At 70.6% G+C, this 14,298-nt stretch carries 14 protein-coding genes; 6 read left to right on the top strand and 8 right to left on the bottom strand.

Going from position 1 to position 14,298, the window contains the following annotated elements; all coding sequences use genetic code 11:
* Positions 1-44: 44 nt before the first annotated feature.
* On the top strand, positions 45-572 hold the full coding sequence (locus tag ASG40_RS16150) for a cupin domain-containing protein (RefSeq protein WP_055888045.1): 528 nt from the start codon (positions 45-47) through the stop codon (positions 570-572).
* Between the two features lie 233 nt (positions 573-805).
* Here the strand turns inward: ASG40_RS16150 and ASG40_RS16145 are convergent, their stop codons facing one another.
* From ASG40_RS16145 to arsH, 8 genes are all read right to left on the bottom strand, one after another.
* The gene (locus tag ASG40_RS16145) at positions 806-1,501 is read right to left on the bottom strand and encodes a response regulator (protein WP_055888043.1); all 696 of its coding nucleotides are present in this window, start codon (positions 1,499-1,501) and stop codon (positions 806-808) included.
* Positions 1,498-4,230: a sensor histidine kinase gene (locus ASG40_RS16140; protein ID WP_055888040.1), complete on the bottom strand. Its 2,733-nt coding sequence runs from the start codon at positions 4,228-4,230 to the stop codon at positions 1,498-1,500. Before ASG40_RS16140 ends, ASG40_RS16145 begins: the two co-directional genes overlap by 4 nt.
* Positions 4,231-4,239: 9 nt before the next feature.
* Complete coding sequence (locus tag ASG40_RS16135) at positions 4,240-4,845, bottom strand: K(+)-transporting ATPase subunit C (protein WP_055888038.1); 606 nt, start codon at positions 4,843-4,845, stop codon at positions 4,240-4,242.
* 35 nt (positions 4,846-4,880) lie between these two features.
* A complete protein-coding gene (gene kdpB, locus ASG40_RS16130) occupies positions 4,881-6,974 on the bottom strand; it encodes a potassium-transporting ATPase subunit KdpB (protein WP_055888036.1) in 2,094 nt (697 codons plus the stop codon).
* A 122-nt stretch (positions 6,975-7,096) separates the two neighbouring features.
* Positions 7,097-7,306, bottom strand: a complete 210-nt coding sequence (locus ASG40_RS21315; protein WP_156387761.1) for a hypothetical protein — start codon at positions 7,304-7,306, stop codon at positions 7,097-7,099.
* A 13-nt stretch (positions 7,307-7,319) separates the two neighbouring features.
* Positions 7,320-9,035, bottom strand: coding sequence for a potassium-transporting ATPase subunit KdpA (gene kdpA, locus ASG40_RS16125; RefSeq protein ID WP_055888034.1), 1,716 nt, complete (start codon positions 9,033-9,035; stop codon positions 7,320-7,322).
* 27 nt (positions 9,036-9,062) lie between these two features.
* On the bottom strand, positions 9,063-9,152 hold the full coding sequence (locus tag ASG40_RS16120) for a K(+)-transporting ATPase subunit F (protein ID WP_036267122.1): 90 nt from the start codon (positions 9,150-9,152) through the stop codon (positions 9,063-9,065).
* Positions 9,153-9,458: 306 nt separating this feature from the next.
* A complete protein-coding gene (gene arsH / locus ASG40_RS16115; RefSeq protein WP_055888032.1) occupies positions 9,459-10,220 on the bottom strand; it encodes an arsenical resistance protein ArsH in 762 nt (253 codons plus the stop codon).
* A 50-nt stretch (positions 10,221-10,270) separates the two neighbouring features.
* Between arsH and ASG40_RS16110 the strand changes: the two genes are divergently transcribed.
* From ASG40_RS16110 to ASG40_RS16090, 5 genes are read left to right on the top strand one after another with little or no spacing between them, the layout of a single operon-like run.
* Positions 10,271-10,630, top strand: coding sequence for an ArsR/SmtB family transcription factor (locus tag ASG40_RS16110; RefSeq protein WP_443136627.1), 360 nt, complete (start codon positions 10,271-10,273; stop codon positions 10,628-10,630).
* On the top strand, positions 10,623-11,150 hold the full coding sequence (locus tag ASG40_RS16105) for an arsenate reductase ArsC (protein ID WP_055888030.1): 528 nt from the start codon (positions 10,623-10,625) through the stop codon (positions 11,148-11,150). Before ASG40_RS16110 ends, ASG40_RS16105 begins: the two co-directional genes overlap by 8 nt.
* Positions 11,150-11,575 carry an arsenate reductase (glutaredoxin) gene (gene arsC / locus ASG40_RS16100; RefSeq protein ID WP_055888028.1) on the top strand — a complete coding sequence of 142 codons (426 nt, stop codon included), beginning with the start codon at positions 11,150-11,152 and terminating at the stop codon, positions 11,573-11,575. The genes ASG40_RS16105 and arsC overlap by 1 nt, the downstream gene beginning before the upstream one ends.
* Positions 11,576-11,611: 36 nt before the next feature.
* Positions 11,612-12,943 carry an arsenic transporter gene (locus ASG40_RS16095; protein ID WP_055888025.1) on the top strand — a complete coding sequence of 444 codons (1,332 nt, stop codon included), beginning with the start codon at positions 11,612-11,614 and terminating at the stop codon, positions 12,941-12,943.
* A gap of 10 nt (positions 12,944-12,953) precedes the next feature.
* Positions 12,954-14,117, top strand: a complete 1,164-nt coding sequence (locus ASG40_RS16090) for an MFS transporter (RefSeq protein ID WP_055888023.1) — start codon at positions 12,954-12,956, stop codon at positions 14,115-14,117.
* Positions 14,118-14,298: the final 181 nt, after the last annotated feature.

The following is a 14,298-nucleotide window of genomic DNA, read 5'->3' as shown; positions in this document are numbered from 1 at the left end:
CGGGCGCTGCGCTACGATGAGCCGACACTCGCAGGAGGCCGCCGATGCACGACGAGACGACGCATCCCCACGACCATGCGCACGACCACGGATCGGAGACGGGCGGCGAGGCCCGCGAACGCTGGAAGCACGACGGCGTTCGCGTCATTCCCGGCGACAGCCTCGATTCCAACACCGCCCAGACGCCGGGCATGTTCCGCCAGGCCGCGATCAATCACGCACGCGTCGGCGCCCAGAAGATCTGGGCTGGCACAGTGGCGATCGCTCCCGACGCCAAGACCGGCGTCCACCACCACGGTGCGCTGGAGAGCGTGATCTACGTCATTTCGGGCCGCGCCCGGATGCGCTGGGGCGACAGGCTCGAATACGTCGCCGAGGCGGGACCCGGCGACTTCATCTTCGTGCCGCCCTACGTGCCGCATCAGGAGATCAACGCCGACCCGGACCAGCCGCTTCACTGCGTCCTGGTGCGCTCCGACAACGAGGCGGTGGTGGTCAACATCACCGACGTCGAACCCGTCGAACGGCCAGAGACCGTCCATTGGGTCGACCCGATCCACGCCCACCCGTGAGGACACCGGGCGCCCCCGCCGAAGCCCGGGCACCTGCGATGCCGCGTCCGGTGCCCCGTCGCCGCGAGCCTGTCGCCGGGCGGCGGCCTCGACGAGGCGTCCCGAACGGCCGACGGGATCGGCCGGCCGCCGTGTCGTCGGCGATGTGGCGCGCCGGCACGGCCGCGATGCAACGGCGTTCTGTCGATCGCGACCGGGGAGGCTACGGCCGTCTTCGAGGAAGATCGCGGCGGTCATGGCCGCCCTTCGTCGTCCGGCGCGCGCAGCCGGTAGCCGACGCCGGTCTCCGTCAGGAGGATGCGCGGACGCTCGGGATCGGCTTCCAGCTTGAGGCGGAGCTGGCGCATGTAGACCCGCAGGTATTGCGGATCGGACGAGGTCGAGACCGCGGTCATGAGCTGGGCGTGCGTGAGCACCTTGCCGGCATGCTGGACCAGCACGCGCAGGAAGTCGTACTCGCGCGGCGTCAGCTTCACCTCGGCGCCGCGGACCCGGACGATGCGGCGCACGAGGTCGACGCTCAGGCCGTCGACCTCGAACAGGGCCCGCTCGCCCTGGACGGCGAGCTGGTGGCGCAGGGCGGCACGAATGCGCGCCAGCAGTTCGCCCATGCCGAAGGGCTTGGTCACGTAGTCGTCGGCACCGAGATCGAGGGCCTCGACCTTGCCCGGCTCGTCGTCGCGGCTGGAGAGCACCACCACCGGCAGGTCGCGAAAATCCGCCCGGACGACGCGCAGCAGGTCGTGCCCGCGCATGTCGGGCAGCCCGAGGTCGAGGATGATCAGGTCGACCGCCTCCCTGGCCAGCATGGCGAGGGCGGTGCGCGCGTCGGGCGCCTCGACGACGGCGTAGCCCTGCGTGGCCAGGCCCATGCGCAGGAGCTTGCGGATCGGCGGCTCGTCGTCGACGACGAGGATGGTTATGCTCATCCCGCGATCCCCGATCGACCGTTCCCCGCCGCGGGAATGGGCAGGTGGATGGTGAAGACCGCGCCGCTGCGGTCGCGGCGGTTGCCGGCCGTCAGCGTTCCGCCCATCGCCTCGACGAAACCGCGCGCGATGGCGAGGCCGAGCCCCGTCCCGGCCCGGACGCTGTCGCCCTTGGCGGCACGATAGAACTTGTCGAACACCCGTTCCAGCTCGGCTTGCGGCAGGCCACCGCCCTCGTCGAGGACGCGCAGGCGGACCGCACCGCGATGAACCGCCCCTTCGACCGTCACGACCGATCCGTCCGGCGCGTATTTGGCGGCGTTGTCGAGGAGGTTGACGAGCATCTGCTCGAACAGCACCGGGTCGAGGCGCAGGGCCGGCAGCGCCGCGGGCACGGCGACCACGACGCGATGGCGCGCCAGGACCGTACCGAGCCGGCGGATGGCCGTGTCGACGATCTCGGCCACGTCCTGCGGGGTGAGGGTCGCCGCCACCGCGCCCGCTTCGAGCCGGGTCATGTCGAGGAGGTTGGCGATGAAGCGGTTCAACCGCTCGGACTCCGCGACGATGGTCGTCACGAGCTCGCCCTTGGCGTCCGGGGACAGGGCCCCTTCGAGGTCGCGCAGGGTGGTGGCCGCCCCGAGCACGGAGGCCAGCGGCGTGCGCAGGTCGTGGGAGATCGAGGTGAGCAGGGCCTGGGCCAAACGGTCGGTTTCGGCGGCGCGTTCGGCCCGGTCGAGCTCTTCCACCAGGCGGACCCGCTCGATGGCGAGCGCCGCCATGTCGGCCAGGGCATCGAAAAGGCGCCGGCTTTCGGGCGAGAGGATGGGGCCGGTGCCGTCCGTGTCGAGACCGACGACACCGACGATGCCGCGGCCGGTTCGCATCGGCAGGAACAGGCGCCTGGCGCCGGGCAGGGTGTCGGCGCCGCGCCCGGCCGGCCTCTCGTTGTCGAAGGCCCAGGTCGCCGCGCCGAGGTCGGCCGCCTCGAGGCGGTCCTCGGGCGGGAAGCCGGCCTTGACCGAGACCGTTCCGTCCTCGGGCAACAGCACGACCACGCGAACCCTCAGCATGGCCGCGATCTGCGCCGAGGTCGCCCACAGCACGTCGTCGAGGGTGGCACAGCCGGCGAGCGTGCGGCTGAAGCCGTAGAGCCGTTCCGTGGCGCGGGCCCTGCCCTGCGAGACGACGGCCTCGCGGCGGGAGCGCGAGGCGAGGTTCGAGACGACGACCGCCACCAGGGTGAACAGCAGGAACGCCGCCACGTTGGTCGGGTCCGCGATGGTCAGGGTATAGACCGGAGGCAGGAAGAAGAAGTTGTAGGACAGGGAGGCGGCGACCACCGCGACGAGGGAAGGCCCCAGCCCGAGGCGCGCCGCGACCGCGACCACCGCCGTCAGGAGGAACAGGTCCGCGTTCTCCACGCCGAGGACGGGCTGCGTCAGCAGCGCGAGCGCGAGGGCCACGGTCGTCGCGGCGAGGCCGAACAGGTAGGGCGCCACGACGGAAGCCGGCGCGGGCGCGGTGGCCACCGTCTTGGGCGGCATCGGATCGGCCCTCACCGCCTCGCCGGCGATGACGTGGATGCTGATGTCGCCCGAGCGCCGGACGATGTCGTGCACCACCGAGCCGTTGACGAGTTCGAACAGGGCCGAGCGCTCGGCCTTGCCGAGGATGATGTGGTTGACGTTCGTCGCGCGGGCATGGGCGAGGATGTCGTCGGCGATACGCCGGCCGCCGGGAATGGTCACGGCGTCGCCGCCGAGGCGGTCGGCCAGGCGCAGGGTGTCGGCGATGCGGTCGCGCGCGGCCTCGTCGAGGGAGAGGCTTCGCGGGCCTTCGATGGTGATGGCGGTCCAGGGCGCGTGCAGGCGGTCGGCCAGGCGCTTGGCGTGACGCACGAGGCCGGCCGAGCGCGGGTCCTCGCTGACGCAGACCAGCACCCGTTCGCCGGCGCCCCACGGGCCCGCGATGGCGTTGGCCCGCATGTGGCTCAGGAGTTCGTCGTCAACCCGGTCGGCGGTCCGGCGCAGCGCCAGTTCACGAAGGGCGGTCAGGTTGCCGCGCGAGAAGTAGTGCCTGAGGGCGCGCTCGGCGTTGCCCTTCACGTAGACCTTGCCGTCGCGCAGGCGCTGGATCAGGTCGTCGGGGTTGAGGTCCACCACCTCGATGTCCTCGGCCCGGTCGAGGATGCCGTCGGGCACGGTCTCGCGCACCCGGATGCGGGTGATCTGCGCGACGACGTCGTTGAGGCTCTCGACGTGCTGGATGTTGAGGGTGGTGAAGACGTCGATGCCGGCGTCGAGCAGTTCCTCCACGTCCTGGTAGCGCTTGGGATGGCGCGAGCCCGGTGCGTTGGTGTGGGCGAGTTCGTCGACGAGGGCGAGGCCGGGTCGGCGCGCGAGCAGCGCGTCGAGATCCATCTCCTCGAGGACCGCGGCGTGATACGGCACCGCCCGGCGGGGCACGATCTCGAAACCGTCGACCAGGGCCGCGGTCTCGGGCCGGCCATGGGTCTCGACCACGCCGACGACGACGTCGGTGCCCGCCTTGAGCCTGGCGCGACCGATGGTGAGCATCTCGTAGGTCTTGCCGACCCCCGGGGCCGCCCCGAGGAAGATCTTGAGGCGGCCGCGCCCGCCCTCCTCCCGGCGCGCGGCCGCCAGCAGCGCGTCGGGGGACGGCCGGGCTGGCTCGCGCGGCGGGAGCGGGGTCGGCGGGCGGTTCATTCGGCGCGGTTACTTCCGTTCCAGCTCGTCGAGGGCGAGGTTGAGGGCGAGCACGTTCACCCGTGGCTCGCCGAGGACGCCCAGGAGCCGGCCCTGGACCCGGGACGCGACGAGGCCGCGCACCCGATCCTCGGCGAGGTTACGCGCCTTGGCGACGCGGGGCACCTGGAACAGGGCGGCGTCGGGCGAGACGTCGGGGTCGAGGCCCGACCCGCTCGTCGTGACGAGGTCGACCGGGACGGGACGACCCGGGTTCTCGGATCGGCGCGCGGCGAGGTCGCCCGTCACCCGCTCCGCGAGCGCGGCGCTGGTGGGGCCGAGGTTGGAGCCCGAGGAGCTCGCGGCGTTGTAGGGCGAGGGTATGGTTCTGGTCGCATCGGACGGGTCGGCGGCGGTGGTGGCCGAGGGCCGGCCCTGGAAGTAGCGCTCGCTGGTGAAGGACTGGCCGATCAAGCCGGAGCCGACGGACCGGCCGTCCCGTTCGACGAGGCTGCCCGCGGCCTCGGCCGGGAAGATGGCCCCGGCGAGGCCGGTCATCGCGAGGGGATAGCCGAGCCCGGTGATGGCGGTCAGCGCGATCAGGAGGACGAGGGCGGGGCGAAGCGGGTTCGACATGGCGGGTACTCTTTCGCGGGACGGTTCGAAGCGAATCAGACGAGGTGCAGGGCGGTGACGGCCAGATCGATGGCCTTGATGCCGATGAAGGGCACCAGGATGCCGCCGAGCCCGTAGATCAGGAGGTTCCGGCGCAGCAGCGCCCCGGCCCCGACCGCCCGGTAGGCCACGCCGCGCAGGGCCAGCGGGATCAGCACGACGATGATGAGCGCATTGAAGATGACGGCCGAGAGGATCGCACTCTGCGACGAGGCCAGCCCCATGACGTTGAGTGCCTGGAGCTGGGGATAGAGACCCAGGAACATCGCCGGGATGATGGCGAAATACTTGGCCACGTCGTTGGCGATGGAAAACGTCGTCAGGGCGCCGCGGGTCATCAGGAGCTGCTTGCCGATGCCCACGATCTCGATGAGCTTGGTCGGGTCGCTGTCGAGGTCGACCATGTTGCCGGCCTCGCGGGCCGCCACCGTGCCGGTGTTCATGGCGACTCCCACATCCGCCTGGGCGAGCGCCGGCGCGTCGTTGGTACCGTCGCCGCACATGGCGACGAGCTTGCCCTGCGCCTGCTCCTTGCGGATCAGCGCCAGCTTGTCCTCCGGGGTAGCCTGGGCGAGGAAGTCGTCGACGCCGGCCTCGGCGGCGATGGCGGCTGCGGTCATGGGGTTGTCGCCGGTGATCATCACGGTGCGGATGCCCATCCGGCGAAGCTCGGCAAAGCGCTCGCGGATACCGCCCTTCACGATGTCCTTGAGGTAGACGACGCCGAGCAAACGGCCGTCGCGGCTGACCGCCAGGGGCGTGCCGCCGGCCTTGGCGACATCCTCGGCGATGGCCTGGATCTCGCGCACGGTCTCATCGGCGACACCGGGGCTGTAGGCCAGGGCCGCGCTCGATCCACGCGTGGCCATCGGCTGCTTGCTCACGGACGCGATGATGGAATCGACGGCGCCCTTGCGGATGGAGGAACCGTCGAGGTCGACGCCGCTCATCCGGGTCTGGGCGGTGAACGGCACGAAGGTCACGTTCAGGCTCGCCATGTCGCGGGCGCGAATGCCGTATCGGTCCTTGGCCAGCACGACGATGGAGCGACCCTCGGGGGTCTCGTCGGCCAGCGAGGCCAGTTGGGCGGCGTCGGCCAAATCCTGCTCGGAGACGCCGTTCAAGGGCCGGAACTCGGTGGCCTGGCGGTTGCCCAGCGTGATGGTGCCGGTCTTGTCGAGCAGCAGGGTGTCGATGTCGCCCGCCGCCTCGACGGCCCGACCCGACATGGCCAGCACGTTGAAACGCACCAGCCGGTCCATGCCGGCGATACCGATGGCCGACAGCAGCGCGCCGATGGTGGTGGGGATCAGGGTGACGAACAGGGCCACCAGCACGATGAGCGGGATGGAGCCGCCGGCATAGGAAGCGAAGCTCGGGATCGACGCCACGGCGAAGACGAAGACGATGGTGAGGCCGGCGAGCAGGATGTTGAGGGCGATCTCGTTCGGGGTCTTCTGGCGCGAGGCGCCCTCGACCAGCGCGATCATGCGGTCGACGAAGGTCGAGCCGGCGGCCGCCGTGATCCGCACCCGGATCTCGTCGGAGAGCACCTGGGTGCCGCCGGTCACCGCCGAGCGGTCGCCGCCGGACTCGCGGATCACCGGAGCGGATTCTCCGGTGATGGCGGCCTCGTTGACCGAAGCGACGCCCTGGATCACCTCGCCGTCGGACGGGATGATGTCGCCGGCCTCGACCAGAACCACGTCGCCGACCTTGAGGTCGTTGCCGGGGACGGTCTCGAACTCCCGGCCGGCACCCTTGAGGCGCTTGGCCATGGTCTCGGTGCGGGTACGCCGGAGGCTGTCGGCCTGGGCCTTGCCACGGCCTTCCGCGATGGCCTCGGCGAAGTTGGCGAACAGCACGGTGAACCAGAGCCAGAGGACGATCTGGCCGGAGAAGGCGAGGTCGGGGCCACCGGTCAGCAGGTCGCGGAGAAACAGGACGGTGGTGAGCGCGGCCACCACCTCGACCACGAACATGACCGGGTTGCCGATCATGATGCGCGGGTCGAGCTTGGCGAGGGCGCCGACGAGCGCCGGCCCGACGAGGGCGGCGCTGAACAGGCGTGTGGAAGTCTGGCGGGCCATGGGGAACGTCCGGAATGAGGGTCGGCGGGGAGCCGGCGCACGACGCGCCCGGCCCGAGCGGATCTGGCGAAAGCGGCCACCCCCGGGGAGCATCGGGGCGCCACCGCGAAGCGGCCTGGGGTTCAGGGCGCCAGCAGGCGGCCGGCAACGGCGGCGCAGGCCAGGAGGGCGAGCGCACCGAGCAGGGTCACCGCGAGCATTCCGAGCACGATGTCGGACACCCGGGTCTTGCCCCCGTCCTGCGGGGTCTGGCTCGCGATCGGTGTCCTCGGCCGGCGAGGTCCGAGCCCCCTGCGCAGGGCTGCGCGCCGCTGTGCGAGGCGAGGCGGCATGGCGTGACGCATCTCAGCCTCCAACTGCGAAGGTCTGGCCGAGGCCGCCGGCGAGGTGCTCGACGATGGGCCCGAGCGCCAGGGCCGGGAAGAAGGTCAGCCCGCCGACGATGAGGATCACGCCGACCAGCAGCCCGACGAACAGGCCGCCATGGGTCGGGAACGTCCCCGCGGAGGCCGGCACGGTCGTCTTGGCGGCGAGCGACCCGGCCATGGCGAGCGCCGGCACGATCACGAAGAACCGTCCGAACAGCATGCCGAGGCCGAGCGTCGCGTTGTAGAAGGTGGTGTTGGCGCTCAGCCCGCCGAAGGCCGAGCCGTTGTTGGCCGCCGCCGAGGTGAAGGCGTAGAGGATTTCCGAGAAGCCGTGCGGACCCGCATTGGCCGGGCCGGCGAGCCCGGCCGCGACCACGGTGGCGAGTGCGGTGAAGCCGAGCATCATCAGGGGCAGGCACAGGATGGCGAGCATGGCCATCTTGACCTCGCGGCCCTCGATCTTCTTGCCGAGGTATTCCGGCGTGCGCCCCACCATCAGGCCGGCCACGAAGATCGTCACGACGACGAAGACCAGGATGCCGTAGAGGCCGGCGCCGACGCCGCCGACGATGATCTCGCCGAGCTGCATGTTGATCATAGGGATCATGCCGCCCAGCGCCGTGAACGAGTCGTGCATGGCGTTGACGGCGCCGCAGGACGCCGCCGTCGTCACCGCCGCGAACAGGGCGGAGGCGACGATGCCGAAACGGACCTCCTTGCCCTCCATGTTGCCGCCGGTGAGCCCGAACGAGTTGAGGACGGGGCTGCCCGCGCTCTCGGCCCAGTAGACGACGCTGACACCGGCCAGGAACAGCACACCCATGGCGGCAAGGATCGCCCAGCCCTGGCGCTCGTCGCCGACCATGCGGCCGAAGACGTTCGTCATCGCAGCGCCGATGGCGAAGATGGACACGATCTGGATGAAGTTCGAAAGCGCCGTCGGGTTCTCGAACGGATGGGCGGCATTGACGTTGAAGAAGCCGCCACCGTTGGTGCCGAGCATCTTGATGGCGACCTGGCTCGCCACCGGCCCGACCGCGATGGTCTGCCTGGCGCCCTCGAGGGTCGTCACCTCGACGGCTCCGCCCAGTGTCTGCGGGACGCCCTGGGAGACGAGGAACAGGGTGTAGAGAATGCAGAGCGGCAGCAGCACGTAGAGGACGGTGCGGGTGAGATCGACCCAGAACGACCCCACCGTCGTGGCCGACGCCCGCGAAAAGCCCCGGACCAGGGCGACGGCGAGCGCGATTCCGGTGGCCGCCGAAAGGAAGTTCTGGTGGGTCAGCCCCAGCATCTGCGCGAGGTACGACAGCGTCGTCTCGCCGCCGTAGGACTGCCAGTTGGTGTTGGTGACGAAGCTCGCCGCGGTGTTGAAGGCGAGGTCGGGCGCGACCGCCGACTGCCCGTCCGGGTTGAACGGCAGCGCCGCCTGGACGCGCAGCAGCGCGTAGAGGCTCAGGAAACCGAGGGCGTGGAAGGCGAGCATGGCCAGCGCGTAGGTCAGCCAGTGCTGCTCCTGATCGGCGTCGATGCCGGCGGCGCGGTAGAGGCCGCGCTCGACGGGGGCGAGCACGGGCGAGAGGAAGGTGCGCTCGCCCGTGAACACGCGGGTCATGTAGCCGCCGAGGGGGCGGGCGAGCGCCAGCACGACCGCGCAGAACAGCGCGATCTGGATCCAGCCGTTGATTGTCATGGCAAGTCTTCCTTGGGAGCCGTTCCTTCAGAACCGCTCGGGGCGGACGAGGGCGTAGGTGAGGTATCCGAGCAGCCCCAGGGTCACGAGGGCGCCGAGCGTCAGGTCGAGCGTCATGGCGCGTCCCTCACAGGCGTTCGCAGAAGGTCGCGTAGGCGGCGGCCAGGCCGAAGAAGGCCAGCCCCGCGGCGATGAAGACGATGTCGGGCATGATGCGTCCGTTGTCGGTCGAGGGCCGGTGCCATGACCGGCCGCGCTCGTCGGACTATGTGGACGCGAACCGCGTGAGGGTTCGAGAGGGAGTCGAGGGCGATCCCATAAGGATCTCATCAGGATCGCGGGGCGGTCGTCCCGGGCGGAGGGGCCGCCACCGCGACGGTGGCGCCGGCATGACGCCGGGCCCCGGCCGGGGCATCGTCCACCCTATCGTTTGACGAACCCGACGTCGGCCGCCACCCCCGCCAGTCGCTCGGGCTCGCGTTCCTTGCGCTCGCTGTAGCGGTCGACGAGGTAGTCGGCCCGTTCGCGGGTGAGCAGCGTGAACTTCATGAGTTCCTCGCAGACGTCGACGACGCGTTCGTAGAGGGGGCCCGGCTTCATGCGACCGGCCTCGTCGAACTCCTTGTAGGCCATCGGCACCGAGGATTGGTTGGGGATGGTGATCATCCGCATCCAGCGCCCGAGCACGCGCAGGGCGTTGACCGCGTTGAAGCTCTGCGAACCGCCCGAGACCTGCATCACCGCCAGGGTCCGCCCCTGCGTCGGCCGCACGCTGCCCTCGCTGAGTGGCAGCCAGTCGATCTGGCTCTTGATGACGCCGGTGAGGGTGCCGTGGCGCTCCGGGCTCACCCAGACCTGGCCCTCCGACCAGATCGAGAGCGCACGCAGTTCCTGCACCTTGGGATGGTCGGCAGCCGAATCGTCCGGCAGCGGCAGGCCGTGCGCGTCGTAGATCCGCACCTCGCCCCCCATCCGCTCGAGGAGGCGAGCCGCCTCGTGGGCGAGGAACCGGCTGAACGAACGCTCGCGCAGGCTGCCGTAGAGGATCAGGAACCGCGGCGCATGCGTGAAGGGCGCATCGACCCGAAGGGTCTGGGGCGTCGGCACCGCGAAATGCGCCTCGCTGAGGTTCGGCAGGCCGTCGGCGGAGGTCGGTCGGGGGAAGGTCGGTCGGGGCTTGTCCACGGCGTCGCTTTCTTTTATAGTTCAATGATGATTGAGATATTGAATCGATGATGGCGGAACGGCAAGCCCTCACCGCCTTTGCGGCCCTGTCGCAGGAGAGCCGCCTGAGGATCGTGCGGGCGCTGGTCACCGCCGGCCCGGAGGGGCTGGCGGCCGGCCTCATCGCCGAGGGGATCGGCGTGTCCTCCTCCAACGTCTCGTTCCACCTCAAGGAACTGGAGCACGCCGGCCTCATCGCATCCCGCCGCGAGGGCCGGTCGATCATCTACAGCGCCGTCTATCCGGCCCTGTCGGGCCTGATCGCCTTCCTGATGAGGGATTGCTGCCAGGGCCGGCCGGAGGTCTGCGCGCCCGCCGTCACCGCACTCGACGCCTGCTGCACACCGTCTGGGGAGATCGTCCATGCCTGATCGCGTCTACAACGTCCTGTTCCTCTGCACCGGCAACACCGCCCGTTCGATCCTGGCGGAAGCCATGCTCGCCAAGGAAGGCGCGGGCCGCTTCATGGCCTATTCCGCCGGCAGCCGGCCCAAGGGAGTCGTCAACCCGATCGCCCTCCAGGTGCTGCGCGAGACCGATTATCCCACCGACGGGCTCGCCTCGAAGCCCTGGGACGTGTTCGCGACGCCCGACGCGCCAAGGATGGATTTCGTGTTCACGGTCTGCGACAGCGCCGCCGGCGAATCCTGCCCGGTCTGGCCCGGCCAGCCGGTGACCGCCCATTGGGGTATCGAGGACCCCGCCGCCGCCGAGGGCACCGACCTCCAGAAGAAGGCCGCCTTCGTCACCGCCCAACGCTACCTCAAGAACCGGATTTCCGCCTTCCTCGCCCTTCCGATCGCCAGCCTCGACGCCGTGGCCCTGTCGTCGAAAGTCCGCGAGATCGGCCATCAGTCCGGCGCCACCGCCGCCCGGCCGGAGGTGGCGTGATGGACGTCGTCATCTACCACAACCCGGCGTGCGGCACCTCGCGCATTACCCTGGCGATGATCCGCAACGCCGGTATCGAGCCGCATGTGATCGAGTACCTGAAGACCCCGCCGACGCGGGCGCTGCTGCGCCAGCTCGTCGATCGCGCCGGGATGTCGGTGCGCGATCTCCTGCGCGAGAAGGGTACGCCCTTTGCGGAGCTCGGCCTGTCCGATCCGGGGCTCGGAGACGACCGGCTGCTGGATGCCATCGGCGAGCACCCGATCCTGATGAATCGACCCCTCGTCGTCAGCCCGAACGGCGTCGCCCTGTGCCGCCCGTCCGAACGGGTCCTCGACCTCCTGCCGCCGCAACGGGGCGCGTTCGTCAAGGAGGACGGCGAGCGCGTCGTCGACGAGCACGGCCGGACCGTCGCCACCGCCTGATCGCCAACGACCGGACAAGACAAAGACACCGCCCCGATGCTCGCGCTCGCCATCTTCGTCGTGACCCTCGTCTTCGTCATCTGGCAGCCCAGGTTCGCCTGGCAGCCCAACGGCCTCGGCATCGGGTGGAGCGCGCTGGCCGGGGCCGGCGTCGCCCTGGCCACCGGCGTCATCGGCCTGTCCGACGTGCCGGTGGTATGGGACATCGTCTGGGACGCGACCTTCACCTTCGTGGCGTTGATCGTGATCTCGCTGCTCCTCGACGAGGCCGGGTTCTTCCACTGGTCGGCGCTGCACATCGCCCGCTGGGGCGGCGGTCGCGGCCGGCTCCTGTTCCCCCTCGTCATCCTGCTCGGCGCGGCGATCGCGGCGGTCTTCGCCAACGACGGGGCCGCCCTGCTCTTGACCCCGATCGTCCTGGCCATCCTGCTGCGGCTGGACTTCAAGCCGGCCGCCGCGCTGGCCTTCATCGTCGCCTGCGGGTTCGTGGCCGATTCCACCAGCCTGCCCCTCGTGATCTCGAACCTCGTCAACATTGTCAGCGCGAACTTCTTCTCGATCTCCTTCAGCCGCTACGCCGCGGTGATGGTGCCCGTGAACCTCGTCTCCCTGGCGGCCACCCTCGTCGTGCTGTGGCTGTTCTACCGGCGCGACCTGCCGGCCACCTATCGGATCGCCGACCTCGAGCCCCCGCGCGAGGCGATCCGCGACCCGCTGGTGTTCGAGGCGGCCTTCCCGCTCCTGGCCGTCCTGCTGGCGGCCTATGTCGTCACGGCGCCGCTTGGAGTACCGGTCTCCGTCGTCACCGGAGCCGGGGCGCTCCTGATGCTGGCGCTGGCCGGGCGCTGGTTCTCCGGGGGCAACGGCGGCGTCATCGCCATCGGCAAGGTGCTGGCCGGCGCTCCCTGGCAGATCGTGCTGTTCAGCCTCGGCATGTACCTCGTCGTCTACGGGCTGAAGAACGCCGGGCTCACCGACATCCTGGCCCAGGGCCTGGCGCGGCTCGCCGGCCAGGGCGACACGGTGGCGACCATCGGCACCGGTTTCGCCGCCGCGATCCTGTCCTCGGTGATGAACAACATGCCGAGCGTCCTCGTCGGCGCCCTGGCGATCCAGCAGGCCCCCGACCTCGCGCCCCTCACCCGAGAGCTGATGGTCTATGCCAACGTCATCGGCTGCGACCTCGGGCCGAAGTTCACCCCCATCGGGAGCCTCGCCACCCTGCTCTGGCTGCACGTTCTGGCCACCAAGGGGCAGCGCATCACCTGGGGGCAGTATATGAAGGTCGGCCTCGTCATCACGCCGCCGGTCCTGCTCGTGACCCTGGCGGCCCTCGCCCTCTGGCTGCCGATCCTGGGGCCGCAATAACGGGTCATTCATGGACGGTAGCCGACGCTGGCCGGTCATCTCCGCGCTCGGAATCGTCCAGATCCTGTCCTGGGGGTCGTCGTTCTATCTCCTCGGGGTGCTCGCGACGCCGATCGCCGCCGACACCGGCTGGCCCCTGACCTGGATCGTGGGCGGCCTGTCGGCGGGCCTGCTCGTGGCTGGCCTGGTTTCGCCGACCGTGGGCCGGACTATCGCGCGCCATGGCGGGCGCCCGGTGCTGGCCTCCGCTGCGGTGGCGATGGCGACCGGCCTCGTCGTGCTCGCGCTGGCCCCGAATCTGACCGTCTTCCTCCTGGCCTGGCTGTTCCTCGGCCTCGGCATGGGGATGGGCCTGTACGACCCGGCCTTCGCCACCCTCGGGCGCCTCTACGGTGCGCAGGCGCGTCCCGCGATCGCGACCCTCACGCTGTGGGGAGGCTTCGCCAGCACGGTGAGCTGGCCGCTCTCCGCCCTCCTCGTCGAGGCGATCGGCTGGCGGGGAACCTGCCTCGCCTATGCCGGGCTGCAACTGGCGGTGTCGCTGCCCCTGGTCCTGTCGACGATCCCCCCGCCGGCCACCCCGGCGCCGGGCCCCGACGTCCGGCAGAAGCCCGTCCCGGTCCTGGCGGAGCGCGAGCGCCGGGCCTTCGTCGTGATGGCCGGCATCCTGGTCCTGGGCGGCACGGTGATGACCATGGTGTCGGTCCATCTCCTCACCCTGCTCCAGGCGCGCGCGGTGCCGCTAGCCTCGGCCGTGGCTTTCGGCGCGCTGATCGGCCCGGCCCAGGTCGGTGCCCGGCTACTGGAGATGGCGGGCCGGGGCCGCCACCATCCGCTCTGGACGCTCACCGCCGCCATGAGCCTCGTCGCGGTCGGCATCGCCCTGCTGGCGGTGGAGGTGCCCTTCGTGGGCCTCGCCCTCGTGCTCTACGGCGCCGGCAACGGCATCTATTCGATCGCCCGCGGAACGGTGCCGCTCGTGCTGTTCGGCCCGGAGCGCTACGCCCCCCTGATCGGGCTGCTGGCACGGCCGGGGCTGATGGCCCAGGCGGCGGCCCCCCTCGTCGGCGCCTTCGTCCTGACCCACGGCGGCGCCGAAGGCGTGTTCGCGCTGCTCACGACCCTGGCCGTCGCGAACGTGGCGCTGGTGGGTCTCCTGTGGCGGTGTCGCTGACCCCGAAGGACCGGCACGGCCTCCGTCGGCCGCTCGTGGATAACGGATCGCGAGGATGCGCGGGCGCGGTTCACACTTCGATAGGGTAACGACGCGTTAAGGACGGCCCGGCGCGACCCTTTCGCGGCGGCAAGCCCGCTTGGAACACTTCGTCAAACCCCGATCCGCATCGTCGGCACCG

Origin of the sequence: Methylobacterium sp. Leaf399, assembly GCF_001424525.1 — a bacterium.
GTDB lineage: Bacteria > Pseudomonadota > Alphaproteobacteria > Rhizobiales > Beijerinckiaceae > Methylobacterium.
The sequence above is the reverse complement of the archived record's forward strand: the minus strand, read 5'-3'. Positions and strand labels throughout refer to the sequence as shown.